Here is a 24,735-nt window from a genome sequence, read left to right as displayed (position 1 = left end):
CGTCCCCGGGGTACCCGCCGCGGCCTCGTGGAAACGGAGGCTGCCGGATGGCGCTGGAGCACACGGACGGTTCGGCGTACAGGCGAGCGGCCGACTACGTGGCCGTGGCATTGATCTTCCTGCGGGACAACGTGCTGCTGAGGGAGCCGCTGCGGGCCGAGCACATCAAGCCAAGGCTGCTGGGCCACTGGGGGTCGTGCCCGGGCATCACCATGGTCTACGCGGCGCTCAACGCGCTCATCCGCGAGCGGCACACCGACGTGCTGCTGGTGACCGGCCCCGGGCACGGCGCGCCGGCCAACCACGCCAACCTGTGGCTGGAGGGCACCCACGAGGAGTACGACCCTGCACTGGCCCGCAACGAGGCCGGACTGACCGAACTGGCCCGCCGCTACTGCGCCCCCGAGGGCTTCCCGAGCCACCTGTCTCCGGCCGTGCCAGGCACGATCCACGAGGGCGGGGAACTCGGTTATGCGCTGGCCACCGCGTTCGGCGCCGCGCTGGACGCACCGGACCGGCTGGTGGCCTGCATCGTCGGCGACGGCGAGGCGGAAACCGGACCGACCGCGGCCGCATGGCACTCTCCGAAGTTCCTCGACCCCGTGACCAGCGGGGCCGTACTTCCTGTCCTGCACCTGAACGGCTACAAGATCTCCTCACCCACCCTGTTCGCCACCATGACCGACGAGGAACTGACCCATCTTTTCCGCGGCTACGGCTGGGATCCGCGGATCGTTGACGTGACCGGCAAGCCGGACGGAGACCCGGTGGCCGACGCCGTCCGCGACGCGCACACCGCCATCCGAGCGATCCAGACCACGGCAAGGAGCGGCGACCGCCCCGCCCGCCCGGCCTGGCCGATGATCGTGCTACGCAGCCTGAAGGGCCAGGGCGCGCCCGAAGAAGCCGACGGAAAGCCCCTGGAGGGCACCTTCCACACCCATCAGGTCCCGCTCGAAAGCGTCCACCAGGACCATCGGCAACTGGAGGTCCTCGAGGCGTGGCTGCGTTCCTACCGGCCGCAGGACCTGTTCGACGACGACGGCCGCCCCAGCGCGGACGTCCTCGCCACCGTGCCCGACGGCGAACGCCGGATCGGTATGCAGGCCGCAGGCGACGGTGGCCGACTGCGTGAACCACTGGACCTCCCGGACCTCGGCCCGTACGCGGTCGACACGCCTCAAGGCCCCGGCGCGCACGCGGCGAGCCCCAACCAGGTGCTCGCCGCGTGGCTGACCGACGTGATGCACAGGACGCAAGACCGCCGCGACTTCCGCATCGTCTCCCCGGACGAGCTGGCCTCCAACAAGCTGGACGCCGTACTCGCCGCGAGCAAGCGGGCCTGCGCGTGGCCGGTCGACGAGTACGCCGAGGACCTGGCACCGGACGGACGGATCATGGAGATCCTGTCCGAGCACAACTGCCAGGGCTGGCTCCAGGGTTACCTGCAGACCGGACGGCACGGACTGTTCCCGACGTACGAGGCGTTCGCCGCGATCGTCGAGAGCATGGTCAACCAGTACGGCAAGTGGCTGAAGATGTCGCGCGAGGTGCCGTGGCGCGCCCCCGTCAGCAGCCTGACGTACCTGCTGACCAGCGAGGGATGGCGCCAGGAGCACAACGGCTACAGCCACCAGGGCCCGGGCTTCATCAACAACCTGCTCACCAAGAAGGGCACCGTCATCGGCGTCTACCTCCCACCGGACGCCAACACACTTCTGGTCACGATGGAGCGCCTGCTGTCCGAGACCGGCAGGATCAACGCGGTCGTCGCCGGGAAGCAGCCCGCCGCCCAGTGGCTAGGACTGGACGACGCCCGCCGCCACTGTGCAGCCGGGGCTTCGATGTGGCGCTGGGCGTCCACCCACGATGGCGACGACCCGGAGGTCGTCCTTGCGTGCGCCGGCACGATCCCCACGGTCGAGACGCTGGCCGCGGCCGACATGCTGCGGCGCGACCTGCCCGACGCGCGCGTCCGTGTCGTGAACATCGTCGACCTGTGCGCGCTGGCCACGCCGGAGCGTCATCCGCACGGCCTGCACGAGGCCGACTTCGCCGACCTGTTCGGACACGACACGCCCGTTGTGCTGGACTTCCACGGCTATCCGTCGGCCGTGCAGCAACTCCTGCACGGCCGGCCCCGCCCCGAGCGGTTTCACGTCCGCGGCTACGTCGAAGAAGGCACCACCACCACGCCTTACGACCTGCTGATCAGTAACGGGACCTCGCGGCACGACCTGGCCGTCGCAGCGCTGAGCCGTCTGCGGGGCCGCCCGGCCGAGACCGGCGACCTGGCGGAGCACTACGCCAGACGCCGGGACGACCTCCGGCGGGAACTGCGCCGTACGGGGGTGGACCCGGCGGAGATCACCCAGTGGAGTTGGCCGACGGGATGAGGGGCCGCCGTCCGTGCGTTTCCCGAAACGGCCCTGTTTGTTCTGCCGAAGCTGCCGCGGCCTGGCTCACGAAGACAGGCCGTTCGCGCTGGTTGGTGGCCGACCTCAATGCCTGGGCGCCCCTACGCGGGCCTCCGCCTCGACCGGTGGCGACTTGGGACCCTTGAGCTACTCGGCCACCGCCGACACCATCGAGGATGCGGCGTGTTGAGCCCCGGGCGAGTCAAACGCCTTCGCCGTGCCGGTTTTCTTGCGCCCGGGCTTCCGCGAGGCTGTCGTACAGGGGGAAGACGGTGCCGGCGCCAGTGAGGGCCAGGAGGCGTCCCACCGCAGGAGGCGGGCGGCCAGCACCAGTCCGCTACGCGCTTCCAGGGCGCGGCGGCGCAGGCGCAGGAGGGCGTTGAAGCCGGAGGAGTCGCAGAAGGTGACGCCGGACAGGTCGAGGATCACGGTCGGGTAGTCGGCGATCGATGCCATGGCCTGCTGCAAACTGCTGGTTACGCCACCGGGCCCACGGCTTTCCAGGCGCCGAAACGAGCGAGGCGACTGCCGGACCGGCCATGAGCCGCCGCACCCCGCGCCGGTCATGCAGATGCTCCAGCACCGCACGCCAGTCGAGCACCGGCCCCAGGGACACGACATCGGCACCGATCCCGAGCGCGCGGGCCCGCCTGAGGCGACTGCCGGACCGGCAGTCGCCTCGCTCGTTTCGGCGCCTGGAATCAGCTCCGGACGATGTTCTGGGCCTGCGGGCCCTTCTGTCCCTGGCCGATGTCAAAGGTGACGTGCTCGCCTTCGGTCAGCTCGCGGTAGCCATTGCCCTTGATCTCAGAGTAGTGCGCGAAGACGTCCGGGCCGCCGCCGTCCTGGGCGATGAATCCGAAGCCTTTTTCAGAGTTGAACCACTTCACGGTGCCGCTGGCCATACCGGTCTTTCCTTCGTCCACGCCCGGGAACAGCTCTCTGCCGGGCATCGTTCCGGCTCCCGCAATGGCGAAAGCCATCAGCCGTTGTACCCCGGACCGTCCTGTTTACTCGACTGACGACACGGTGAGCTGCCCCGAGTTTCGGAGTCCGAGGCCGCGAACCTGTTCTTCCAGTTCATCTCGGGCCGCTACGAACGCGCGTCCGTCATCGTGACCAGCAACAAGCCTTTCGGGCGCTGGGGAGAGGTCTTCGGCGACGACACCGTCGCCGCCGCGATGATCGACCGACTCGTCCACCATGCCGAGGTCATCTCACTGAAGGGCGACAGCTACCGCATGCGCGGCCGCGACCTAGGACGGGTTCCCGCTGCCAACACCGGGGAATGACCAACATCAACTGATGCAATGGGGGTCACCCGCGGGAACCGCTCACTATTCGAGCGACGCCGACAGGCTGGGCACGCGTCTGCCGGTCGGTCGGCGGTTGATGACCTGTGGCCGGCCAGCACCTCAGCCAGGTCGCGAGCGTCCTCGGCGCGATGGCGGCACCCGTGCGGGCGAAAGTTCTGCCGGTACGGGAGGCGGGCGCATCACCGGTGGTATCAGATCCCGCACGGTCCGGACCCGGCCCGTGCAGATGCTGCCCAAAAGGAGAAGCAGTGGCTCAGCAGGTGCGCGACGTCATGACCGCCGACCCCGTCGCGGTGGGACCCGATACGCCAGTGGAGCAGGTCGCCGCCCGGATGCGGGACGAGAGTATCGGCGCCGTACTGGTCACCGACAGCGGCCAGCTACGGGGCCTGGTCACCGACCGGGACCTGACCGTGCGGATCCTCGTCGATGGCGGCGACGTGACAGGCCGGACAGTCCGCGAGGCCTGCAGCAGCGAGGTAGTGGCCGTCGCCCCGGACGACGACGTCGACCGGGCGGTGCAGCTGATGCGGTCAAAGGCACTGCGCCTGACCGCCTGACGAGCAGAGCCGTTCCAACCAGCCCCGCCGGTCGTTGTTCGTGTGTGCCGTTGACTGACGCGCAATGGGCGCGAATCGAACCGTTACTCCCACATCGGACACCCGGCGGGGTGGTCGGTGGCGGGATCACCGTGAGGTGATCGACGCGATCGCCTGGAAGTTCCAGACGGGATCGCAGTGGGTCCACCAGCGGTGCCCCGCAGCTGGGTGCACAGGTCCGCGAACCGGTCCCTTCCCGCTGCCGTGAGGGCGCCGCGACGGTCGTACCGCACCAGCCGGGGCAGCCGTCCGTGCAAGAATGCTCCCCACCGGATGCTGAATCGGAGAGGGTGGTACGCGCCGTCAGCCGTCCGGTGGACTCGCCGGGGGTGAACTTGACGACTCTCGGTTCGGCCTCGGCCAGCGCGACCACCGCCCCGGCCTCCTTCGACCAGACCGGCTCCCGCACCGGAGTGTCCAGGCGCAGGACGGCCACCTCCGGGGTCGAGTCCGGCACCGCGTCGGCCGCGGTGCAGTCCGCATCACCGCTGGCGACGCAGACTCCTCGCAACTGACGGTGGAGCTACACACCGAACGCACCGAAGGCGACCCCGTCAACGACGGCCTCGCAGAAGCCCGCCTGGCGGGACAGGCCAAGGAGTTGGCACTCTCCCGGACGGGGTCGGGCTTCTGACGGGGAAACAGTGCCCGGCTCCCTATGCGGGTGAGCAGCCGCAGCTTTGCCGCAGGACCAGCGAGGCGTGTGCCGGGGGCTGGGGGGAGGTGCCGTCGAGGAGGAGGGCGACGGCCTGTTGGGCCATGGTGTGCAGGGGTTGTTCGGTGGCGGTGAGGGCGGGGGCGGTGTAGGCGCTGTCAGGGGTGCCGTCGAGGCTGATGACGGCCAGGCCGTCGGGGACGGACAGACCGGAGGCTCGGGCTCCGGCGAGGACTCCGATGGCCTGTTCGTCGGTGGCGGTGATCAGCGCGGCGGGCATGGCGCCCTCACCGATCAGTCGCTGGGTCAGGGCGGCTGCGGCGGCACGGGAGTACTCGCAACGCAGCAGGGGGGCGTCGGCGTCGGCGAGGGCCGTTTCCCAGGTGGCGCGGCGGTGGCTGACGGGGCCGGCGTCGTGAGGTCCGGCGAGGAAGGCGATGCGGGTGTGGCCGTGGTCGCGCAGGTGGGCGACGGCCTGCTGGACGGCGGCTTCGTTGTCGGCGGTTACAGCCGGGAACCGCCCGTACTCGGGCTCGTTGTGGACGTATACGGCCGGGACGCCGGCCCGCCGGGCCTGGCCGGCGACGTCGACGCCGCCGTCGGCGGAGACGATGACGAGCCCGTCGACCTGGGCGGCGAGGAACTTGTCGGCGAGGTGCTTCTGCCGGTCGGGCGAGTAGCCGGCGTTGCCGGTCATGGTGAGCTTTCCGCGCTGGTCCAGCGCCTGCTCGAGGTGCCGGGCCAGCGCCCCGAAGTAGGGGTTGGAGGCGTCGGCAAGGATCAGGCCGACCACGCCGGTGGTGCGGGAGCGCAGGGCCCGGGCGATGCGGTTGGGGCGGTAGTCCAGTTCGGCCGCGGCGGCCAGGACCCGCTCGCGGGTCTCCGGCGCGACCGGTCGGGGTCCGTTGTTCATCACATAGCTGACCACCGCTGTGGAGGTCCCGGCCGCGCGGGCCACGTCGGTCAGTGTCGGTGCTTTGCCCGCTCGCTTCGTCATAGCCCTTGCATCCTCTCATCTAAACGATTAGACATGAAGCATGAACGGATTCCTGGCGGGCCGCGTGGTGGCCGTCGGCTCGGTGAACGTGGACCGGGTCCTGCGTTGCCCCGTCCTCCCCTCCCCGGGTGAGACGGTGCTGGTGACCTCCCTCGTCGAGGGATTCGGCGGCAAGGGCGCCAATCAGGCCGTGGCCGCCGCCACGATGGGGGCCGCCACGCACCTGGTGGCCAAGGTGGGCGGCGACGCCGATGGACTCAGGGCACTCGCCAACCTGCGCGGCGCCTCGGTCGGCGTCGACACGGTGATCACCGAGGCGTCCGCGCCGACCGGACAGGCTCTGGTCATGGTGGCCCCGGACGGCGAGAACAGCATCGCCGTGATCAGCAGCGCCAACGCGCTGCTGTCGGCCCAGGACGTCACCGACGCCCTGACGGTGCTCCAACCGCAGGCCGCGGACGTGATCCTCACCAGCGGTGAGGTCCCCGGGCCCTGCCTCCAGGCCGTAGCCGGCAGTCTGCCGCCGGGGACGCGGTGGGTGCACAACGCGGCCCCGGCCGGGATTCTGCCCGCATGGCCCGAAGAGCGCCGGCCGCTGCTGGTGGTCAACGAGGTCGAAGCCCGGCAGCTCACCGGAGCCGCTGACGCGCGGGCCGCCGCCCGTACCCTGGCCAGGACGGCCTCCGGTGCCGTGGTCACCCTGGGCGGTGACGGGGCGCTGGTCGCCGAGGAGGAGTGGTGCGAGCACATCCCCGCACCCGCCGTCACAGTCGTCGACACCACCGGTGCCGGGGACGTCTTCTGCGGCGTGCTCGCCACCGCGCTCGCCCACGGCCGCCCCCTTCTCCGCGCGGCGGCCACCGCCGTGGCCGCGGGCGCCTTCGCCGTCACGGCGCTCGGCGCCCGGGGCGCCCTGCCCCGCCCGCGCGACCTCGCCCGCATGCGGGCCGGCTGACCGGGCACGGCCCCGCACCCCCTCCCACATCCCTCATCCCTCGTACGAAAGGAGCACGGCCATGCCTGCCCTCCCTCTGATCGTTGACACCGACACCGGATCCGACGACGCGGTCGCCCTCCTGCTCGCTGCCGCCAGCGGGCTGGGCGACATCCGGGCGGTGACCACGGTGGCGGGCAACGTTCCCCTGGAGACCGGGACCCGCAACGCGCTCATCTCCCTTGAGACCGCAGGCCGCACGAACATTCCTGTTTACCCCGGCTGCGCCCGGCCGATGACGCGGACCCTGTCCAGCGCTCAGCACGTGCACGGCGAGGACGGCATGGGCGACATCGGACTGCCCGACCCGGTCACCGTCCGCGAGAGCACGCACGCGGTCGAGGCCCTGCTGTCCTTCCCCCGCGAGCACCCGGGGGAGCTGACGCTGGTCACTCTCGCCCCGCTCACCAACATCGCCGCCGCTCTGCTCCGTGACCCCGGCTTGTTCACCCGCTACCGGCACGTGTACTGCATGGCCGGCGCCGCCGACCTGCGCGGCAACATCTCGCCCAGCGCCGAGTTCAACGTCTGGGCGGATCCCGAGGCCGCCCGCATCGTCACGCAGGCCGCCACGCCCGGCAAGGTCACGTGGATCGGCTGGGACGTCTCCCGCAAGGACGCCGTCATGACCGAAGCCGACCAGCGGCGCCTGGAGCAACTCGGCACACCGATGGCGACGTTCGCGCACCGCATCAACCGCACCGTGGCCGAGTGGGCCCGCGACGTCACCGGGCTGGCCGGCTACGACCTGCCCGACCCCGTCGCCATGGCTGTGGCGCTCAAGCCCGACCTCGTCACCGAGCAGGAGCAGGCACACGTCGACATCTCCGTCTCCAGCGACACCCGCGGCCAGATGATCATCGACCGGCGGGTGTCCGCTCCCGCCCCCAACCTCACCCTGGTTCGCCGTGTCGACGAGACCGGCTTCAAGAAGCTCCTGTTCGACACCGTTACCACTTCCGTCACCACTCCTGTTCCCGTCCCCGTCGGCTCGCCGCTCGCCGGCGCAGTCCCTTCCGCCCTGTGACCTGGACCGACTTCATGAGCACCCCCACCACGCGGATCCCGCGCTACGAACTGCACTGTCACCTCGACGGTTCCGTCCGCCCGGCCACCGTCGGCGACCTCGCCCGCGAACAGGGCATCGCCCTCGATCGGCCGGTCGAGGATCTGGTCGTTGCCCCGGCCCACTGCGGGAGCCTGACCACCTTCCTTACCTACATCGACCTCCCCCTGCGGGTTCTGCAGACACCCGACGCCCTCACCCGGACCGCCCGGGAACTGGTCGAGGACTGGAAGGCCGACGGCGTCGTCCACGGGGAGGTGCGCTTCGCCCCGCAGCTGCACGGCCGCCACGGCATGACCCCGGACGAAGCCGTACGAGCGGTGGCCGAGGGGCTGGCCCAGGGCCGGGCCGCCACCGGCTTGAACACCGGGCTGCTGCTGTGCTGCCTTCGCCACCAGGACCCGGACGAGAGCCTCGCCGTCGCCGAGACCGCCCTGCGGCACCGGGACGTCGTCGCCGGCCTCGACCTCGCCGGCGACGAGACGCTGTACAGCGCCCGGCCGCACCGGGCCGCCTTCGACCTCGCCCACAGCGCCGGCCTGCCCTGCACCGTCCACGCCGGAGAAGCCGCAGGCCCCGAAAGCATGTGGGAGGCGATCGACGTCCTCGGCGTCCGCCGCATCGGCCACGGCGTCCGCTGCACATCCGACACCGCACTCCTCAACCGGCTCCTTACCGACAAGATCGCCCTGGAGATGTGCCCCACCAGCAACGTGCAGACCGGCGCCGTCCCCAGCCTCACCAACCACCCCGCCACCCCACTGCTCGCCGACGGACTGCCGGTCACCATCAGCACCGACACCCGCACCACCTCCGCCACCACCCTGCAGCGCGAGTTCGAAACACTGCGCCGGACAACCGGATGGACCGGCCGGCACGAGGTCCTCGCCCAGGAGAACGCCGCCCGGGCGTCCCTCAGCCCCCGACAGAATCAGTAGGGGCAGGACGACGGTGACGACGGTGACGTCAACTCGGCGTCGAGCCAAAGGCGTACGAACCCGAAGCTCGACGCCGGCATCACCCCGCCGGACAAGCCGGACCTGACCACCGTCGGCTCCGGCCGATCCGCCTGAGCATCGCCGGACGGGCACCCGCGATGGTCCCCCACCTTCCGCCCCCGCTCTGCTACGGCATGACGGAAGGACAGCACCCCGCAGAAAGGCGGCACGGGCACGACGAGCAGGTCGCCGCCGCGACGCGCCCGGTCACCTGGTCGTCGTCGGCGCGGACCACGGGCTGCTCACTCGCCCCGCAGTTCTGCGCGGGCCCGCTGCAGTTGCTCGACGGACACAGCGCCGGGAGTCCGGCAAGCCTCCCTCCGCCCACGCGGCTTGTGCACGGGGACGGCGCCGCCGGCGTCGTCGAGGAGGATCTTCTTGGCCAGCGTCTCGTCGCGGAGCCGGCGGGCCGACTTCGGCCGCTTCTTGCGGGCGAAGTACGTCGACGGCGACAACTCAAGAACCCGGCAGACCGTGATGGCGCTTCTTGATTTTAAGATCTCCATCATCCCTCGGTGCTGCGGGATCTCATGGAGCAATACCTAGCCCTCGTGGCCGCGCACGCTCCGGAGCCGGACAGCTCCCGAGCGCGTCAGCGTAAGGCCCTCTCTGACACCGTCGGGTGAGACGCCCCGAAATGATCAGATATTGTGGCGGGCGCGACACGAGGACCACCCGCATGACCGGCACCAAGCCCGCCGGGCAGGATCCGGCGCCGAAGCTGAAGCGCCGCCGTTTCGCTGCGAGTACAAGCTGCGGATCGTCGCCGAGTACGATGCCGCCCCCGCCGGGGACAAGGGCGCTCTCCTGCGTCGGGAGAGGCTGTATCACTCGCACATCATCGAGTGGCGGCAGGCCAGGGATGCAGGCGCGCTGGAGAAGCTGACCGACCACGGCACCAGCCCCGCCCGCCCCAAGAAGCACCCGGCCGAGGCTGAGAACGACAGGCTGCGCAGGCAGGTGGAACGGCTGGAGAAAGAGCTGGCGAAGAACCGTGCCGCGGTGGAGGTGCTGGGAAAAGCTGTCGCACTGTGGGAAGCGGCCTCCGACAGCGCGAACTGAACGACGTTCTGGAACATCACCTGCCCGCGTCGCGGCCTGGGGTATCAGCGGAGCGAGTAACTCCCACTCCTGGTCAGTGAGTTCATGACGACGTACCACGACACCGTGATCTACCACCCGGATGATCTTTGAAGACGGACCTAGTTCAGGCGTGATGACGCCGGGCCTGCATGGCTTGTCCCAGGGCGCGCCGGACTGGCTCGCGCAACCGGTAGCCGAGAGATGTGGCCACCAGTTGCTCGGCCACCGCGTGCAACTTGATGTTGGTGTGCTGGGAGACTTCCACCAGCACGTCCCATGCTTGGTCGGCAGTACACGGACCGACGGCCATCACCATGCCGCGTGCCTGATCTATCACCGGCCTCGACTTCATTGCCCAGCACAGTTGTGCGATTTTGTCCCGCAGTCTCTGCACTTCCGCAGCGGTCTCACCGTCTACCTCTGAACCGGGGCGGGGTGGCGCTGGCGGTGGTGGGAGCGCTCGGTCGTCACACTCACTCGCCTACCCACAACAGAGCGGGTATGCCTGCCTGCGGCACGCTGGTCGGCTGCCGGGCGCGGCGTCGGCGTATGCGCCCGTGTCAGTGTGTGCGGTTGGTGCTGCCGGACTGGCCCGCTGATCGTTTGATCACCGGGCCTCACCGTGCGCTCCCGTCGTCCGTTTCGGCGTGAAGGTGCGCCTTCAGAGCCCTCGCTTTCGCCGAGCGGCACACAGCCACGCCAGTGCGGCGGTGATCGCAACGCCCGACACGGCGCCGAAGGCCACGGTCAACCACGTACGGGTGGTGAGGACAGCAGTGATGGTCAAACTTAAAGACAGTACGGCCAGCACCGTGAGACTCAAGCCTGGAGTCCATCGCGGCGTACCGAGCCGCAAGTGTTTGCGCTCCAGCGCGTGCATGTGTCGACCGAAGTGGCCATCTTGTGCCAGTGCCGCTTCGATCTGCTGCAAGACCTGCTGCTCGTGCCTTGAGAGGCCAGGACCGTCCATGTGTTCCTGTCTCCGTACACTCCAAGGTTTGGTCGGGCTCCGGCGGCGTCTCGCTCCGCGTCACCTGCGCCGGGCTACCGAGGGAAGGGGAACGTGGGGTAGATGTACCCAGGCCCCCAGAATGGCGAGTAGCCGTAATAGCCGTAGACGTTGCTGTAGTACTCCGGTTCGTCGGTCAGGTCGGGATCGTAGACGGGTGCCTTGGAGACCCGTTCGCGGGACTGGTCGATGAAGACCTGATCGTCGGTGATGTGTGTGACCGCGTCGACGGGGATGAACGACTTGGTCTCACCGAAGCCCAGGAAGCCGCCGTGGGCCACGAGTAGAAAGCGGACTTTGCCCTCGGGTTCGTCGACGAGAAGATCTTCTACCTTGCCGATATCGTTGCCGTTGGTGTCCGCCACCTTGCGGCCTCGGACATCCTCTTCTGGGGTTGCCACCGTCTGCTGAGAGTCACTGAGCTTGTTCAGGATCGGCGCCTTGTCGGCTGTCATTTGCCGTCTCCTCGACTACGAGGTCACTGTCGTACCCAGTTCGGGGTGAGTCGCGCAGTATCCAGATGAAGCGCTGACGACTCGAAGTAAGGTCCGATTACCCGGCCGCGCGCGAAGCAGTCCCTGCGGTCGCAATCCGCACCACTGACCCCAACCTGTATGCAAGGGACGCCGCCCCACAGGAATTGCGCGACGTCTGTGGGGTAGTTCCGGAAGGTATGGAATCGCCGCATGGAGGGGCAGATACGGTGCTGTCACATGCGCTTGAGCAGGGTGTTCTCGTCATCACGGTGTACGGCGAAACCCGTATCGACGGACGGGCCAGGCTGCTCGCGAAGATCGGCGACCTGATCCATGCCTACAAGCCGACACCTGTTGTCATCGTTCTCGACGACTCGGAGGCTGGCGGGGTGATGACCAGTCTCGTCGTCCGCGCCCACTGTATGTGCAGCAGTCTCGGCGTTCTGATGTCCGTGGCCACTCACAGTGCCCCTATGCGACGCCTGCTTGAGGCGAGCGCGGACAGCGACACGCATTTGGTCATCCATGCCCGAGCCGACATCGCCGTCTCCGCCGCTGCATTGGCCGCATCCGTTTGACGGTAAGTAGGCCGTTCGGTTTGAGCGCCGCCCTGCAGGAGACTCCGGACAACAGGCAACACTGGCCTGGTTGGCGCGTCTGTACACAGGTTGTGCACAGAGCCCGAACCGGCCGACAGAGGAGCGTTCTCCCGTGCTATGAGGTGTAGCGCAGGATCGATTCACCCAGGAGAGGGGCTACTGGCGAATCGCCGAGCCGCTGACGACCGGGCACGGGCTCGTCTCTGAAAGCGTGAGGAGGGAGCATCCAGATGAAGGCGGTTGTGTGGCACGGACTGGGCGACGTACGCCTGGAGGATGTGCCAGAGCCCACGATCAAAGATCCGTACGACGCGATCGTCCGTATCACGACCTCCGCACTTTGCGGCACTGATCTGCATTTTGTCCGAGGCACCATGCCCGGCATGCAAGAGGGACGCATTCTCGGCCACGAGGCTGTCGGCGTCGTCGAGGAGGTGGGGGCCGGAGTACGCAACTTCCGCCCCGGCGACCGTGTGGTGGTGCCGTCGACGGTGGCGTGCGGAACGTGCAGTTACTGCCGCGCCGGCTACTACGCTCAGTGCGACAACGCCAACCCGCAGGGGCGGCTAGCGGGCACCGTGTTCTTCGGTGGGCCGGAGGCGGCCGGCGGGCTGGACGGTCTGCAGGCCGAGTTCGCCCGGGTTCCGTTCGCACACGCGGGACTGGTGCCGCTGCCGGACACGGTGGATGACGCACAGGCGATCCTTTTGTCAGACATCTACCCGACCTCGTGGTTCGGTGCTCGGCTGGCCGAGGTGGGTGACGGTGACACCGTGGCCATCGTCGGAGCCGGGCCGGTCGGGCAGGCCGCTGTTGCCTGCGCCCGTCTTCAGGGGGCGGGAAGGATTATCGTGGTCGACGGTGTGGCCGACCGGCTCGACGTCGCCCGCAGTCAACACGCCGAGACCGTGAACTTCAATACCGAAGATCCCGTCGAGGCGGTTCGTGACCTGACCGGCGGGATCGGTGTCGATCGTGTGATCGAGGCCGTGGGCGTGGACGCGCAGCGCCCGTCCGACGGGCCGGCCGCCGAGGCATTGCGAGGGCGGGAAGGGCAGTTCGACCACGAACGGGACGAGGCCGCACCCGAGCAGCATCGGGACGGGGACACCTGGGTTCCCGGCGATGCGCCGTCCCTGGCCGCTCGGTGGTCCGTTCAGATGGTCGCGAAAGCCGGAACGATCGGAACCGTCGGCGTCTACCCGCCGCAGGTTCAGCACTACCCGTTCGGTGAGGCGTTCATGAAGAACCTGACCCTGAAGACTGGTAACTGCAATCACCGACGCTATCTGCCCCATCTCGTGTCACTGGTCGCCTCGGGACGTCTGGACCCCACGCCGTTGGTGACCCGCTGGGGCGGCGCGCAGAACGCGGTCGAGGCCTACCGCCGCTTTGATCGGCGGGAAGCGGGCTGGACCAAGGTCGTTCTCGGAGTGACGGATGACGGAGCGGTCGCTCCCGGGATGGGCGAGGCAGCAGGCACCGGCGTCGCGACCACCGCCGGGACGCCGGGTCCGTCGGCAGGGGAGGCAACGAACGTGGAGGTGAGAAGGCGGTGACGGCGAGGGCGGGGGAGGAGGCACAGAAGACCTGAGAACTTGCTGCGCCAGACGGCCGGGAGGCTCCGCGTAGAGCAGGGCGACAAGGTTTCGCCCTGTGCCGACGAGCACAAGGAGCCCGCGATCCGCCTGAACGAGCCGGACACCGACTGTCCGTACACGCATGTTGCTTCGTGTGAGGAAGGCAGGACAGGTCATGCGATTCCACGATCGTCGAGAAGCCGGACAGGAACTCGCCGTCCGGCTCATGGAACGGGCCGCGGGCGGAGATCTCGTCAATCCAGTTGTTCTGGCGCTTCCCAGAGGTGGCGTACCGGTGGCAGTCCCGGTTGCGCAAGCGCTCTCGGCGCCGCTGGACGTGCTGGTCGCAAGGAAGATCGGCCTTCCTGGCCAACCAGAGACCGGAATCGGCGCGATCGTGGGCGACGATCCGCCGCTGTTCGACGGGCAGGCGCTCGAGATGCTCGGCCTGAGGGAGGACCGGTTGGGCCCGGAGGTGGCCCGAGAGCGGATCGAACTTCACCGTCGCGCCCTGCTCTACCGGGGTGAGCGAAACGCGCCCGACGTAGGGGGGCGAGCCGCGATCATCATTGATGACGGCCTGGCCACCGGCGTCACCGCACGCGCCGCCCTGCGTCACCTCCGCCACCAGGATCCCGCACGGCTGATACTGGCCGTTCCGGTCTGTGCCCCCCAGACCGCCGACACGATGCGCTCGGAAGCCGATGACATCGTCTGCCTTCATCAGCCGTCGGACTTTCGGGCAGTGGGACAGTGGTACGACAACTTCGATCAGGTCAGCGACGATGAGGTGGTCAACGCCCTGCAGGAACGCAGCGCGTCAACGCCCAGGAGCTGAGGGCCTGCCGGACCAATCCCATAGCCCCGAACCCCCTTGACAAGGTGCAGGGCTCACTGGTGTGGTCCGACCCGTGCCGCGAGTCGGCGTACCGGTTCGGACCAGGCCTGCGGGTCGAGCCAGGGAAAGGTGTGTGCGCCGGCCACTTCGATACATTGCCCTTCTTCCACCAGGCTGGCCAGCTGGCCGGCCCAGCGGACCGTGCCGATCCGGTCGTCACGGCCGCGGATGATCAGCAAAGGCACGCGCAGCTGGGCGAGGGAGTCCTCCAGCGCGTCATTCAGGTGCACGTGGACCGTGTGGACGAGTCGGCGCAGGCCTGCGCGGCGCCATTCCGGGTGGTGCGACTCGCCCAGCCCCGGCGGCTCGTGCCGTGAGTCGAGTCGCCAGCGAGTGAGCAGCCGTAACCAGCCGCGGGCCACCGGGTCGACGGTGGGACTCGCCAGTACCACGGCGGCGACCTCGGTATGTCCCACCGCAGCTCGCGCGGCGACTTGTGTGCCGCTGGAGTGGCCCGCCAGGATGACTGGCCCCAGGGCCCGGCCGGACAGCCAGTCGGCAACGCAGCGGCCGAACTCCTTCACGTCCAGCTCGTGCGGGGGATCACCGCTGCCGGCGAATCCGGGCAGTTCCACCAGGTGGGCCCTGGTCCACTGGCCGAACGCCCCGAGCCCGGGCAGCAGGTAGTCGGCGACAGCCATCCCTTGGACGAGTACCACCTCCGGTACGTCGGGGCGCGGTCGGCCGACCGCCCGGCTGCGCATACGTCCGAAGATGCCGTCGTGGTAGGTGGTCACGGTCTGCGGGAACGGGGGACCGCCGCCGTCGGTCATGCGGGGTCCTGCCGCTCCGAGTGGCCTGCGGCCGTCTGTAGCGTCGCGATGCGCACACCGTCGGCGGACGCGATGTTACGGGTATCGGCCAGGAACTCGTCCAGCTCGTCGACGGACGCCGGTGGTGGCAGCGGGTACCGCTGAGGCAGCGCGGCCAGTGCCGGTTGGTAGCGCAGCGTGCTTCCCACGTCTTCTGGGAATGCCGCCTCGTTCACTCCGATGGTTCCCCCACTGCCGGTGGCGTGACGGTGGGCGATGCCACGCCATTCCTCGGCTGTCACCTGGCCGACCGAGCGCAGCCCGTTGGAGAACAGGTTCACATCGATGCGCCGGTAGGGAGCGGTCTGCTGCAGGTAGCGCTCAAGCCAATGGTAGGAGGGTCGTGCAGTGAACTGCAGCCAGAACGGGACGACTCCCAGCCGCAGCGCCCAGTACGGCTCCCATTGGTTGTAGGTCTCCACCAAGAGCTGGTCGGTGGGCAGGCCGTGCCGCTGGTAGCGCCATCGGTAGAAGTCGGCGACCAAGGGACTGAGGTGCTCAGGCTCTTCGACGGTGATGCGGCGCACCGTGTAGCCGCAGCGGGCGGCGACCGCTTCGATGTCGGGACTGAGAGCGTCGTCATAGCCCCACTCGGCCTCGGGACAGGTGTCGTCCGTCGCCGGGGCCTCCCATCGGCGTACACGGGATCCTTGCTCGGCAAGGTGCTGGGCGAGCCGCGCGCTGCCGTCGATGTACTCCCGCGGGTTCATGCCGCCCAGTGCTCCGAACTGGAAGCGTTGCCGCTCGCCGAGCACAGAGACAGGCCAGGTGAGAGTTGTGTCGAGGATGAAGATCGTCGCTCCTGGGGCGAGGCGCTGCTCCAGGAACCGCTCCAGGGTTCGCCCCAGCCGTAGCCGTTTGACCCGGAAGTATGCGAAGCGGACGATCATTGCCCGGTCCTGGTTCGGGTCGTGCATGTGGCACAGTGACAGGTCCGGGTTCGCCTCTACCAGCCGTCGGCCGAGGTCTTGGCCGGCCTGCATCGCCACGCGGGGCCGGTCGGGATCCAGCCGCGCACGGACCGGCACAAGGTAGGTCTGGGGCAGCACCGGTGCCCCCAAGGCGGCGGCCAGGTGCACAGCGGCACCGCTGCCCGCCCCGATGATCACTGCCGGATATGGGCCGGGCCCGTACTGGTCCGCCGTCCAGGTCGCCAGATCCTCACTACTCAGCCTGTTCACCCGGGAGACGGGGGCGCCCTGTATCCGGGCACCGAGGACGAGAGCGCGCCTCCGTGCGCGTGAGGGGAGATGGGAAACAAGGTCGGCCACGCGCGCCGAGCCGGGCGCGACGCCGAGACCGGGGAAGTCCTGGCCACGCAGGAAGCGGCTCACGGCGCGCACTGCCGCCACTGAGGAATCGAAGTCGCACAGGCAGCGAGCTGCCCTCAACCGTTGACGCACCGTCTCTCTCCTGTCCACCGTCCACGACCGACGGCCCGCACGTTCACGCCGCCTGCCACCGCGTGTTCCCGTCCGTGCGGCCATGTATCGACAGTGCCAGTGCTAGCTCTTGCGCGACCGACGGGTAGACAGCGGCTACTGGTTGGGATCGGCTGCGCTGATGTTCCCCAGGGCGGAGTCGGGGTCACGTTCCACGGCCAGATCCCCCAGGGAGACGATGCCCACGGTTCGGCCGTTGTCCACGACGGGAAGACGGCGAACGGCCCTCTCACGCATCAGCCGCACCGCCTGGCCGACCTCGTCGTCCGGCGAGACAGTCACCATTTCGCTGCTGCACGCGTCCCTAACCGTCTTACCGGTGAGGTCCGCCGTGTCGGCGAGGAGTCGCACGACGATGTCGCGGTCGGTGACGAGCCCCGTGAGTTGGTCCCCTTCACCGACCAGCACAGCGCCGATGTCCTCCTCGCGCATCCGCCGCGCCAAAACCTCCACCGGGGTCTGCGAGTCGACCGTCACCGGCGCGCTGGTCATGATGTCGCGCACTTGCTGAGCCATGGAACTCCTCCGTGAGGTACGGCCAGTCCCCGAAAAGAGAGAACGGCCGGACGATGACCTTTTGTGTTGTTCGTCTTCCCGCTGCTTGGCGTGGAGCGCCTTCGAAGCCGGAGTTCCCCACGGATGGCGGCGTCACTCCCGTCGACCGCACGACTCGCGTGTCGGAGCGCCGGTACGAGGGGGCGGCGAATTGCCTTGTGCCGTCAGCAGCGCCGGCGAGAGGGGCATCAAGCGATATTGCGAATGCCTCCGATGAAGAGGGCTTCGGTGAGATCACCGTCCATACCTGCGTGGCCTTGCCGACGATTTCCTCGCGCGCTGAGAAACACGGTCGAGGAACTTCTGGTACTTCGTCCGTGTACCGGTCTCGGGCTGGCCTGGTGCGGTGGTGACGCGACGCAGATGCTCGCCGATCCCCTGCGGCAACTGGGCCGCCAGACTGTCGGACAACGAGACGGGGATGCGCTCGGCCACGGTCTCCAGGGTGGCTCGAGTAGCGGCCTCGGCCGCAGCACGGCTGTCCAGCCCCGCTCGGGCCTGCACCTGCCCGATAAAGGTGTCGTGGTCCATTGAGCTGCTCCTTCCGGACTCAGAACTGAGCAGTCGCCGCTGTAAGCGGTGACAGCGCCTTGCTCGCTCAATCGGCGGTCCGTGGTGGCACCCTGAGGCGCCAAGCGACCGCGTCTGAGAGCGCTGCTGGCTCGGCACGGCGGGGCCTGTTCGCGGGCGTGGCGGCGGGGCGAGATCAAAAGTTCGGTTGTGCGGCGCTGATGTCGCCCAGCGCGGAGTCGCGATCCCGTTCGACGGCAACGTCCCCGAGGGAGACGAGGCCAACCACGCAGTCTCGGTCGGGGCGGGGTCGACCACGAAGATACGGCGGATCGCTTTGGCCCGCACGAGGTGTACCGCTCGGTCGACCTGGTCGTCCTAGCCACACTGACGACTTTCGCCGCTGAACGCGTCGCGCACGCGTCTATGGCTGAGATCGCCGCCTTCCACGACGACGCGTACGGTCAGGTCCGGCCGGTAACCAGGCCGCGCAAGTGCCCGCCCGTCCTCTGTCACGAGCACCGCGCCGATGTCCTCGTCCCGCATGCGACAGGCAACGTCGGATACGAGAGCGCGCGGGCTGACCTCGATCGGCGCTGCAGTCATGACGTCCCGCACCCTCTGTGCCACCGGAAACGCGTGCGAGCCCCTGGCTGCATTCGCATGCCTTCTCTTTGGGTCAGGCCTCTGGCGTGGCCCGCAGCTGCTCGTCGCACCATTCCCTGGCCGTCGTGATGACCTGATCGAGGGCATTCGGTTGCTCAAACAGATGCGTGGCCTCGGGCACCACACGGATGGAGTGCGGACCCTCCATATGGCGGACTGCCTCCTCGGTCAGCCGCAGTAGAGCTGGCTCCTGACCGCCTGCGACAAACAGCACCGGTACGCGGACCCGCTTGAGCGCGTCCGCCGTGGGATCGGGTCGTGCCCCCCAGACGACCACCGTCAGTACGCGGTCCGGCAGGTCTGCCGCGGCTCCGAGCACGGCGTCGGCCTGAGTGCCGGCGCCGAACAGGATGACCGGCAGGCTCCGCGTGGCGGGCTGGATCGTTGCCCAGTCGACTGCGGCAACGATTCGGCGGGTCAACAGACCCACGTCGAAGCGCTGCTCGCCGGGGTGTGTATACCTGCGTTCCTCGTTCTCGCTGAGAAGATCCACCAGCAGCGTGGCGAAACCGGCCGTGTGCAGCTCGGTGGCAATGGACTGGCTCCCGCGGTTCTGCCGGGAGTTGTTGACGCCGTGGGGCAAAAGGATCACTGCCCGGGCCGATGCTGGTACGGCGAAGTCACCGTCGAGCGTCACACGGTCCGCGGGCACTGAGACCGTCTCGGGGGTCATGGGCGTCACCTGCTCCAATGGTCACTGTCTTCGTCGAAGGGAGATGTCCCATCCGGCAAGTACCCGCCGAGGGGGAACCGGATCGCTTCACCTCCGGACCGATCAAGTGCTACAGAAGGCAACCACTGCCGCGGCTTGCCACGTTCAGAGCCCGGGAGGCCGGGTTTCTGCCAGCACGTTTGCTGCCGACGTCGTCCGTTCCACCGTTTTCACCGTGAGCGCGGCGGGAACTCGGGGCGGATCCGGCAGAAGGGACACAACCGTGCCCGAGACCGACCAAGCTCGCATACGGGAAGAAGCCCTGCCGCTGTCTGGCCCGGCCTCCCTGGATCCCCTGATCGAACGCATCGGCGACGCTCGCTACGTCCTGCTCGGCGAAGCGTCACACGGTACTGCCGAGTACTACCAGGTCCGCGATGTACTGACCCGTCGGCTGATCGAGGAGAAGGGCTTCTCCTTCGTCGCCGTGGAGGGCGACTGGCCGGACTGCCAGGCCGTGCACTGCTCGGTGGTCGGCGCACCGGACGCGCCTGAGGACCCCGGCGCGGTGCTCGCGGGTTTCAGTCGCTGGCCGACCTGGATGTGGGCCAACACGGAAGTCGCCGCGTTCACGAGGTGGCTGCGCCGGCACAATGAGCGCCTACCGGGTGAGCGCTGTGTCGGTTTCTTCGGATTGGACATGTACAGCCTCTGGGAGTCGCTGCACGCTGTGCTCGACCATCTGCGCATACACGACCCCGACCGAGTGGAGCATGCGTGGGAGGCGTACCGCTGCTTCGAGCCGTACGCCGAGGACCCACAGTCCTACGCGTTGGCCACCCGATTCACGCCTGAGGGCTGTGAACCGCAGGTGGTGGAACTGCTCACCGAGCTGCGGCTGCGGGCCGCGGAGACCGCAGTGCTGGACGGGAATCTGGCGGAGTTCGCCGCCAGGCAGAACGCGGAGGTACTGGCCGGGGCCGACCGGTACTACCGGTCCATGATCAACGGCGGTCCCGAGTCGTGGAACATCCGCGACCACCACATGGTCGACACCCTCGACCGGCTCATGGAACACCACGGGCCAGGTGCCAAGGCAGTGGTCTGGGAGCACAACACCCACATCGGCGACGCCCGCGCCACCGACATGGCCGACGCCGGCATGGTCAACGTCGGCCAGCTCGTCCGCGAACGGCATGCGGCAGACGGCGTCGTGCTGGTCGGATTCGGTTCCTGCTCGGGCACAGTGATCGCCGCGGACAGCTGGGGTGACACCCCACGGGTGATGGATGTCCCGCCGGCGCGCCCGGGAAGCGTCGAGGACCTGCTGCACCAGGCACTGCCCGACGGACAGGCCCTTTTCGTCTTTCCCCGAGCGGAGCTGGCCGACGCCGACCGCGCACAGTGGAGGCACCAGGAGCGCGATCACCGCGCCATCGGCGTTGTCTATCGGCCAGGGCAGGAACGCTGGGGCAACTACGTGCCCACCGTCCTCGACGGTCGCTACGACGCCTTCTGCTACCTGGACCGCACCAGCGCGCTCATCCCCCTGCGTCCGATTCCCGCACGCGGTGAGGAGGAACAGACCTGGCCGGTGGGCGTGTGAGACGAGGCTTGTGAGACCGGCCAAGCAACACAGAAGCCCGTGCCACTGATGAGGAAGGGCAGAGCCGTGAACCAGCCGCAGAACCCCGTCCACCAGCATCCGCAGCCTGAGTTCCTTCCTAGGATCAGCCGCATCCCGGCTGGATGGACCGGGCCCATGGACCCGCCTCCGGACCATGGCGAGCAGTCCTACCGGGGCAGTGGCCGCCTGGGCGGCCGCAAGGCCGCGATCACCGGTGGGGACTCAGGGATCGGTCGCGCGGTGGCCATGGCCTTCGCCCGCGAGGGAGCTGACGTGCTCTTCACTTACCTGGACGAAGAAGACGACGAAGCACGGCAGACCCCCCGATGGGTGGAGGACGCCGAACGCCGCGCCATCCCCGTCTCCGGTGACATCCGTGAGGAGGCCAACTGCCGGGCCGCATCGAAGTCCTGGTGAACAACGCGGCGTACCAGATGTCTCAGCCCGAGGGCATCGAAGCCATCTCCACGGAGCAGTTCGACCGCGTAATGCGTACAAATCTCTACGGCATGTTCTGTCTGTCGAAGTTCGCCCTGCCACACATTTCCGAGGGCGGCAGCGTCATCAACTCGACGTCGGTGCAGGCCTACAAGCCAAGCCCGCATCTGTTGGACTACGCGGTGACGATGTCGGCATCGTCACCTTCACGCAGGGGCTTGCCCAGATGATGATCGACCGGGGCATCCGCGTCAACGCGGTCGCACCGGGGCCGGTATGGACGCCTTTGATCCCTTCGACGCTGTTGGACACGGCCGAGTTCGGAAGGCAGGCACCGCCGGGCCGGCCGGCCCAGCCGGCCGAGGTGGCACCCGCCTACGTCTTCCTGGCCTCCCAGGAGGCATTCTTCATCACCGCAGAGATCGTCAACGCGACCGGCGGCACGCCACTGCCCTGAATCAGTGGACCTTGGTCGGGAAGGCCCCTGCCGATCCTGGCTGATGCAGGCGCGTTCCTGGACAAGGGCCCATCTGACTTACCGCACCCGTTTCAGTAGGGTTTGCCATGATTTGAGGGGTACTCCGAGAGGCATGGCTGGTATCGAGCTCAGTAGCAGCGAATTCAACGACCACACTTTCGTCGCGCGCAGGTACGCGTATGAGGGGGACAACGTCTCACCTCCGCTGACCTGGAGCGGCGTGCCGGACGAGGCCGCAGAACTCGTGCTGTTGTGCGAGGACCCCGACGCTCCATCGGGCACCTTCGCGCACTGGATCGTGGTCGGCATCGATCCCCGCGGCGACGGCGTCGCCGCGGGACAGTGTCCGACCGGCGGCACCGAACTCGTCAACGGCTACGGTGAACGGGGCTGGGGCGGCCCGCAGCCCCCGCCCGGGGACGAGGCGCACCGCTACTTCTTCAGGCTGTACGCCCTGAGGGAGCCGTGTGTCCTGCCCGACGCGCCCACCGCTGACCAGGTGCACCAGGCCGTAGACGAGCAGCACCTGGCGAGCGGCACGCTGGTGGGGCTGTACCAGCGCTGAACGGTTGCCGTTGGTGTCGCGTGCCGAACGCCGGATGTCCCTACGCCGGAGATCACCACAGGAAACCCACTGATGTCGGTGCTGCAATCTGCGGCAGCAGCCTTCGCACCGCCTATTGTGCGGCTATGTTGCGGCCATCCCGGTAGCGCAACAAGTCGGCGACGGAGGGCCTCGAAGCGCCGCCCGCATGATGGGCCGAAACGCCCTGGCACCGGTCTTTCGGTCATGGTCTGCACGTGACATGGGTACGCGAGGCGGTGACACAGCGTACGAATTGATCCGCCACTCGGCGCGCTGGGAAGAAGTGGATGCCGATGATCTCCGAGATGGTTCTGGTGCCTGCGGGCGATGCCACGCTCCACGGCGACTTCGTCGCCCCGACGCCTGCTCGGGCCGTGGTGCTGTTCGCCCACGGCAGTGGCAGCTCCCGGCACAGTCCACGCAATCGGATGGTTGCCACCGAACTGCGCAGCGCTGGCCTCGGTACGCTGCTGATGGACCTGCTCAGCGAAGAGGAAGAGCGCCATGACAGGCTGACGGCAGAGCATCGCTTCGACATTCCTCTCTTGGGTAGGCGGCTCGTGGCCGCGATCGACTGGCTTGAGGTGCAGCCCGATTCCAGCGGGCTGCCGGTGATTCTCTTCGGCGCCAGCACGGGTGCGGCCGCCGCTCTGGTCGCCGCGGCTGATCGGTCGTCGCGCGTACTGACGGTGATCTCTCGGGGCGGACGCCCCGACCTGGCCGAAGACGCCCTCGAGCGAGTGACGGCCTCGGTGCTGTTGATGGTCGGCGGCCAGGATCCGGAGGTCATGCGGCTGAACGAGGAGGCGGCCCGGCGACTGCGTGCCCCGAACTCCCTGCGCGTGATACAGGGAGCCACACACCTGTTCGAGGAGCCCGGTGCTCTGGAAGAGGTCGCTGATACGGCCCGGCAGTGGTGCGATGACCGGCTGCGGTCGGAGGGGAAGCCGTCCAAGGAGGAGGGATGACCACTCGCGAAACGCGCAGACGGCATTGCCGACTCTCACGTTCGGATCCCGGACAAAGTACGTGGAGCAACTTGAAGACTGCCCGGGGCCTTCGTTACTGACGGGAGTGGGGAAACGATGACAGAACATCACGGCGAGGTCGTCCTCGCCGGGATCGATGACACGTCCGAGTCCTGGCTCGCGGTGGACTGGGCAGCCGCCGAAACCGAGCGACGTGGTGCCGGCTTGCGGCTCGTCCATGCCCTCGGCACAGCCGTGGAGATCGGGTACGACGAGACGGGGCCGGGGCTCACGGAGCAGGTCTTCGAGGCGGCCACCAGACTGCTGGGCGATGCCCAGACCCGGGTGGCAACCGCGTATCCCGAGCTGCGGACCGACACGGCCCTCGTCCATGATCATCCCGCAGGGGCCATTCTGGATTCGGCGAAGGACGCCGACGCCGACATGATCGTGCTCGGCACCCGTGGACGTGGTGGCTTCGCCGGTCTACTGCTGGGCTCAGTGAGCCTGAAGGTCGCCGCACACGCCGAACAAGCGACGGTCATTGTCCGTGGACAGCTGGAGCCCGCGGCAGACGCTGTGGTAGTCGGAATCCGCGACGACAGGGATGAGCCAGCCGTACGGTTCGCCCTCGCGGAGGCGGCCGCACGGCGCGCCACGGTGCGCCTGATCCATGCTTGGGCGCCTGTTTCCCGCGCAGGCCTCATGGTGCCCCAGCTTGATCGTGTGGACGACTATCAGCGCCACCACACCGATCTGCTCGATCGAGCCGCTCGGCCCGCGGGGGACTACCCGCAGGTGCGGGTAGAAACCGAGTTGGTCATGGACTCGCCTGCCGCCGCACTCGTAGAGGCCTCGAAACAGGCCGGCCTCGTAGTGCTGCCGCGTCACCCGATCGAGGGCCGGTTCGGCCTGCCTCTGGGGTCAGTGGCACACGCGGTGCTGCACCATGCCAGCTGCCCCGTCGCGATCGTGCCCGTACGGTAGCTGCTGCCAGGAGGCACATGACTATCGTTGTACGCGCCTTCGTCAGTCTCTTGTCAAAAGCTCGGTGAACTCAGTCGAGCCAGCAAGACCGTACCGACCCTCAGCAGTGCAATATGGGCCATCCGGGTGCTGACGGCGCTGGCACCGTTGTCGCAAGCCCTGTTCACCCGTTGTGCAGTGTGTGGAACCTCGTGACGGCGGCGAAGTCGTGTCGCCTGCGGCCCTCGCTCAAGACTTACTGGCTCAGGTCTTCCGGGTGGGGTGACGGGGAGGCTATACCCAGGTGGGGCCGGGCCGTGATGGTGGTCTTCGGGTCTGCGATGACGG

At 68.4% G+C, this 24,735-nt stretch carries 28 protein-coding genes and 2 pseudogenes; 16 read left to right on the top strand and 14 right to left on the bottom strand.

Features of this window, described 5'->3' with window-relative positions; genetic code table 11:
- Positions 1-47 precede the first annotated feature (47 nt).
- Positions 48-2,396, top strand: a complete 2,349-nt coding sequence (locus ABS735_RS23470) for a phosphoketolase (RefSeq protein ID WP_373900603.1) — start codon at positions 48-50, stop codon at positions 2,394-2,396.
- Between the two features lie 168 nt (positions 2,397-2,564).
- Here ABS735_RS23470 and ABS735_RS23465 read toward each other — a convergent pair whose 3' ends face one another.
- The 3 genes and pseudogenes from ABS735_RS23465 to ABS735_RS23455 all read right to left on the bottom strand — a co-directional run bounded on the left by ABS735_RS23465 (position 2,565) and on the right by ABS735_RS23455 (position 3,322).
- Positions 2,565-2,873: an STAS domain-containing protein gene (locus ABS735_RS23465; protein WP_476755846.1), complete on the bottom strand. Its 309-nt coding sequence runs from the start codon at positions 2,871-2,873 to the stop codon at positions 2,565-2,567.
- Positions 2,874-2,955: 82 nt separating this feature from the next.
- Positions 2,956-3,069 (bottom strand): annotated as a pseudogene (locus ABS735_RS23460) (dihydrofolate reductase family protein); the annotation flags it as partial.
- Between the two features lie 49 nt (positions 3,070-3,118).
- A complete protein-coding gene (locus tag ABS735_RS23455; RefSeq protein WP_373901266.1) occupies positions 3,119-3,322 on the bottom strand; it encodes a cold-shock protein in 204 nt (67 codons plus the stop codon).
- A gap of 129 nt (positions 3,323-3,451) precedes the next feature.
- Between ABS735_RS23455 and ABS735_RS23450 the strand changes: the two genes are divergently transcribed.
- The 3 genes from ABS735_RS23450 (at position 3,452) to ABS735_RS23440 (ending at position 4,847) form a co-directional block, all read left to right on the top strand.
- Positions 3,452-3,709 (top strand): ATP-binding protein, encoded by a 258-nt coding sequence (locus ABS735_RS23450; protein ID WP_373901267.1) that lies wholly within the window; start codon positions 3,452-3,454, stop codon positions 3,707-3,709.
- A gap of 272 nt (positions 3,710-3,981) precedes the next feature.
- Entirely contained in the window at positions 3,982-4,293 is a 312-nt protein-coding gene (locus ABS735_RS23445) for a CBS domain-containing protein (RefSeq protein WP_373900605.1), read from the top strand.
- Between the two features lie 368 nt (positions 4,294-4,661).
- Positions 4,662-4,847 carry a hypothetical protein gene (locus ABS735_RS23440; RefSeq protein ID WP_373900606.1) on the top strand — a complete coding sequence of 62 codons (186 nt, stop codon included), beginning with the start codon at positions 4,662-4,664 and terminating at the stop codon, positions 4,845-4,847.
- A gap of 141 nt (positions 4,848-4,988) precedes the next feature.
- Here the strand turns inward: ABS735_RS23440 and ABS735_RS23435 are convergent, their stop codons facing one another.
- Positions 4,989-5,984 carry a LacI family DNA-binding transcriptional regulator gene (locus ABS735_RS23435; RefSeq protein ID WP_373900607.1) on the bottom strand — a complete coding sequence of 332 codons (996 nt, stop codon included), beginning with the start codon at positions 5,982-5,984 and terminating at the stop codon, positions 4,989-4,991.
- A 40-nt stretch (positions 5,985-6,024) separates the two neighbouring features.
- Here ABS735_RS23435 and ABS735_RS23430 point away from each other — a divergent pair, with 40 nt between their 5' ends.
- From ABS735_RS23430 to add, 3 genes are all read left to right on the top strand, one after another.
- Positions 6,025-6,939 (top strand): PfkB family carbohydrate kinase, encoded by a 915-nt coding sequence (locus ABS735_RS23430; protein ID WP_373900608.1) that lies wholly within the window; start codon positions 6,025-6,027, stop codon positions 6,937-6,939.
- Between the two features lie 61 nt (positions 6,940-7,000).
- Positions 7,001-8,005: a nucleoside hydrolase gene (locus tag ABS735_RS23425; protein WP_373900609.1), complete on the top strand. Its 1,005-nt coding sequence runs from the start codon at positions 7,001-7,003 to the stop codon at positions 8,003-8,005.
- A gap of 14 nt (positions 8,006-8,019) precedes the next feature.
- Positions 8,020-8,982 (top strand): adenosine deaminase, encoded by a 963-nt coding sequence (add, locus tag ABS735_RS23420; protein WP_373900610.1) that lies wholly within the window; start codon positions 8,020-8,022, stop codon positions 8,980-8,982.
- 302 nt (positions 8,983-9,284) lie between these two features.
- Here the strand turns inward: add and ABS735_RS23415 are convergent, their stop codons facing one another.
- Positions 9,285-9,551, bottom strand: coding sequence for a hypothetical protein (locus ABS735_RS23415; protein ID WP_373900611.1), 267 nt, complete (start codon positions 9,549-9,551; stop codon positions 9,285-9,287).
- A 139-nt stretch (positions 9,552-9,690) separates the two neighbouring features.
- Between ABS735_RS23415 and ABS735_RS23410 the strand changes: the two genes are divergently transcribed.
- Positions 9,691-10,104, top strand: coding sequence for a hypothetical protein (locus tag ABS735_RS23410; protein WP_373900612.1), 414 nt, complete (start codon positions 9,691-9,693; stop codon positions 10,102-10,104).
- Between the two features lie 145 nt (positions 10,105-10,249).
- Here ABS735_RS23410 and ABS735_RS23405 read toward each other — a convergent pair whose 3' ends face one another.
- From ABS735_RS23405 to ABS735_RS23395, 3 genes are all read right to left on the bottom strand, one after another.
- Positions 10,250-10,477 (bottom strand): ANTAR domain-containing protein, encoded by a 228-nt coding sequence (locus tag ABS735_RS23405; protein WP_373901268.1) that lies wholly within the window; start codon positions 10,475-10,477, stop codon positions 10,250-10,252.
- Between the two features lie 309 nt (positions 10,478-10,786).
- Positions 10,787-11,095 (bottom strand): DUF3040 domain-containing protein, encoded by a 309-nt coding sequence (locus tag ABS735_RS23400; RefSeq protein WP_373900613.1) that lies wholly within the window; start codon positions 11,093-11,095, stop codon positions 10,787-10,789.
- A gap of 74 nt (positions 11,096-11,169) precedes the next feature.
- Positions 11,170-11,589 (bottom strand): PRC-barrel domain-containing protein, encoded by a 420-nt coding sequence (locus ABS735_RS23395; RefSeq protein WP_373900614.1) that lies wholly within the window; start codon positions 11,587-11,589, stop codon positions 11,170-11,172.
- A 248-nt stretch (positions 11,590-11,837) separates the two neighbouring features.
- Here ABS735_RS23395 and ABS735_RS23390 point away from each other — a divergent pair, with 248 nt between their 5' ends.
- From ABS735_RS23390 to ABS735_RS23380, 3 genes are all read left to right on the top strand, one after another.
- Entirely contained in the window at positions 11,838-12,188 is a 351-nt protein-coding gene (locus tag ABS735_RS23390) for a hypothetical protein (RefSeq protein ID WP_373900615.1), read from the top strand.
- A gap of 251 nt (positions 12,189-12,439) precedes the next feature.
- Complete coding sequence (locus ABS735_RS23385) at positions 12,440-13,768, top strand: zinc-dependent alcohol dehydrogenase (protein ID WP_373900616.1); 1,329 nt, start codon at positions 12,440-12,442, stop codon at positions 13,766-13,768.
- Positions 13,769-13,964: 196 nt separating this feature from the next.
- A complete protein-coding gene (locus ABS735_RS23380; protein ID WP_373900617.1) occupies positions 13,965-14,627 on the top strand; it encodes a phosphoribosyltransferase in 663 nt (220 codons plus the stop codon).
- A 53-nt stretch (positions 14,628-14,680) separates the two neighbouring features.
- Here ABS735_RS23380 and ABS735_RS23375 read toward each other — a convergent pair whose 3' ends face one another.
- From ABS735_RS23375 to ABS735_RS23350, 6 genes are all read right to left on the bottom strand, one after another.
- A complete protein-coding gene (locus tag ABS735_RS23375; RefSeq protein ID WP_373900618.1) occupies positions 14,681-15,460 on the bottom strand; it encodes an alpha/beta fold hydrolase in 780 nt (259 codons plus the stop codon).
- On the bottom strand, positions 15,457-16,833 hold the full coding sequence (locus tag ABS735_RS23370; protein WP_373900619.1) for a hypothetical protein: 1,377 nt from the start codon (positions 16,831-16,833) through the stop codon (positions 15,457-15,459). Before ABS735_RS23370 ends, ABS735_RS23375 begins: the two co-directional genes overlap by 4 nt.
- A gap of 204 nt (positions 16,834-17,037) precedes the next feature.
- Positions 17,038-17,457 carry a CBS domain-containing protein gene (locus ABS735_RS23365; RefSeq protein WP_373900620.1) on the bottom strand — a complete coding sequence of 140 codons (420 nt, stop codon included), beginning with the start codon at positions 17,455-17,457 and terminating at the stop codon, positions 17,038-17,040.
- Positions 17,458-17,730: 273 nt separating this feature from the next.
- Positions 17,731-18,027 (bottom strand): DUF2267 domain-containing protein, encoded by a 297-nt coding sequence (locus ABS735_RS23360; protein ID WP_373900621.1) that lies wholly within the window; start codon positions 18,025-18,027, stop codon positions 17,731-17,733.
- Between the two features lie 357 nt (positions 18,028-18,384).
- Positions 18,385-18,612 carry a CBS domain-containing protein gene (locus tag ABS735_RS23355; RefSeq protein ID WP_373900622.1) on the bottom strand — a complete coding sequence of 76 codons (228 nt, stop codon included), beginning with the start codon at positions 18,610-18,612 and terminating at the stop codon, positions 18,385-18,387.
- A gap of 73 nt (positions 18,613-18,685) precedes the next feature.
- A complete protein-coding gene (locus tag ABS735_RS23350) occupies positions 18,686-19,345 on the bottom strand; it encodes a dienelactone hydrolase family protein (protein WP_373900623.1) in 660 nt (219 codons plus the stop codon).
- Between the two features lie 262 nt (positions 19,346-19,607).
- Between ABS735_RS23350 and ABS735_RS23345 the strand changes: the two genes are divergently transcribed.
- The 5 genes and pseudogenes from ABS735_RS23345 to ABS735_RS23325 all read left to right on the top strand — a co-directional run bounded on the left by ABS735_RS23345 (position 19,608) and on the right by ABS735_RS23325 (position 24,408).
- Positions 19,608-20,930, top strand: a complete 1,323-nt coding sequence (locus ABS735_RS23345) for an erythromycin esterase family protein (protein ID WP_373900624.1) — start codon at positions 19,608-19,610, stop codon at positions 20,928-20,930.
- A gap of 48 nt (positions 20,931-20,978) precedes the next feature.
- A pseudogene (locus tag ABS735_RS23340) lies at positions 20,979-21,846 on the top strand (SDR family oxidoreductase).
- Positions 21,847-21,979: 133 nt separating this feature from the next.
- Positions 21,980-22,432, top strand: a complete 453-nt coding sequence (locus tag ABS735_RS23335; RefSeq protein WP_373900625.1) for a YbhB/YbcL family Raf kinase inhibitor-like protein — start codon at positions 21,980-21,982, stop codon at positions 22,430-22,432.
- Between the two features lie 314 nt (positions 22,433-22,746).
- Positions 22,747-23,421, top strand: coding sequence for a dienelactone hydrolase family protein (locus ABS735_RS23330; protein WP_373900626.1), 675 nt, complete (start codon positions 22,747-22,749; stop codon positions 23,419-23,421).
- A gap of 117 nt (positions 23,422-23,538) precedes the next feature.
- Positions 23,539-24,408, top strand: coding sequence for a universal stress protein (locus ABS735_RS23325; protein WP_373900627.1), 870 nt, complete (start codon positions 23,539-23,541; stop codon positions 24,406-24,408).
- Positions 24,409-24,735 lie beyond the last annotated feature (327 nt).

This window comes from Streptomyces sp. MMCC 100 (assembly GCF_041538145.2).
GTDB lineage: Bacteria > Actinomycetota > Actinomycetes > Streptomycetales > Streptomycetaceae > Streptomyces.
Note: the sequence above shows the minus strand (reverse complement) of the source record. Positions and strands in the feature narration are given on the sequence as shown.

Coding starts and splice junctions, on each gene's coding strand:
- ABS735_RS23470 (WP_373900603.1), top strand. CDS start 48: ATGGCGCTGGAGCACACGGACGGTTCGGCGTACAGGCGAGCGGCCGAC.
- ABS735_RS23465 (WP_476755846.1), bottom strand. CDS start 2,873: ATGGCATCGATCGCCGACTACCCGACCGTGATCCTCGACCTGTCCGGC.
- ABS735_RS23455 (WP_373901266.1), bottom strand. CDS start 3,322: ATGGCCAGCGGCACCGTGAAGTGGTTCAACTCTGAAAAAGGCTTCGGA.
- ABS735_RS23435 (WP_373900607.1), bottom strand. CDS start 5,984: ATGACGAAGCGAGCGGGCAAAGCACCGACACTGACCGACGTGGCCCGC.
- ABS735_RS23430 (WP_373900608.1), top strand. CDS start 6,025: ATGAACGGATTCCTGGCGGGCCGCGTGGTGGCCGTCGGCTCGGTGAAC.
- ABS735_RS23425 (WP_373900609.1), top strand. CDS start 7,001: ATGCCTGCCCTCCCTCTGATCGTTGACACCGACACCGGATCCGACGAC.
- add (WP_373900610.1), top strand. CDS start 8,020: ATGAGCACCCCCACCACGCGGATCCCGCGCTACGAACTGCACTGTCAC.
- ABS735_RS23415 (WP_373900611.1), bottom strand. CDS start 9,551: ATGATGGAGATCTTAAAATCAAGAAGCGCCATCACGGTCTGCCGGGTT.
- ABS735_RS23405 (WP_373901268.1), bottom strand. CDS start 10,477: ATGAAGTCGAGGCCGGTGATAGATCAGGCACGCGGCATGGTGATGGCC.
- ABS735_RS23400 (WP_373900613.1), bottom strand. CDS start 11,095: ATGGACGGTCCTGGCCTCTCAAGGCACGAGCAGCAGGTCTTGCAGCAG.
- ABS735_RS23395 (WP_373900614.1), bottom strand. CDS start 11,589: ATGACAGCCGACAAGGCGCCGATCCTGAACAAGCTCAGTGACTCTCAG.
- ABS735_RS23385 (WP_373900616.1), top strand. CDS start 12,440: ATGAAGGCGGTTGTGTGGCACGGACTGGGCGACGTACGCCTGGAGGAT.
- ABS735_RS23380 (WP_373900617.1), top strand. CDS start 13,965: ATGCGATTCCACGATCGTCGAGAAGCCGGACAGGAACTCGCCGTCCGG.
- ABS735_RS23375 (WP_373900618.1), bottom strand. CDS start 15,460: ATGACCGACGGCGGCGGTCCCCCGTTCCCGCAGACCGTGACCACCTAC.
- ABS735_RS23365 (WP_373900620.1), bottom strand. CDS start 17,457: ATGGCTCAGCAAGTGCGCGACATCATGACCAGCGCGCCGGTGACGGTC.
- ABS735_RS23360 (WP_373900621.1), bottom strand. CDS start 18,027: ATGGACCACGACACCTTTATCGGGCAGGTGCAGGCCCGAGCGGGGCTG.
- ABS735_RS23355 (WP_373900622.1), bottom strand. CDS start 18,612: ATGACTGCAGCGCCGATCGAGGTCAGCCCGCGCGCTCTCGTATCCGAC.
- ABS735_RS23350 (WP_373900623.1), bottom strand. CDS start 19,345: ATGACCCCCGAGACGGTCTCAGTGCCCGCGGACCGTGTGACGCTCGAC.
- ABS735_RS23335 (WP_373900625.1), top strand. CDS start 21,980: ATGGCTGGTATCGAGCTCAGTAGCAGCGAATTCAACGACCACACTTTC.
- ABS735_RS23330 (WP_373900626.1), top strand. CDS start 22,747: ATGATCTCCGAGATGGTTCTGGTGCCTGCGGGCGATGCCACGCTCCAC.
- ABS735_RS23325 (WP_373900627.1), top strand. CDS start 23,539: ATGACAGAACATCACGGCGAGGTCGTCCTCGCCGGGATCGATGACACG.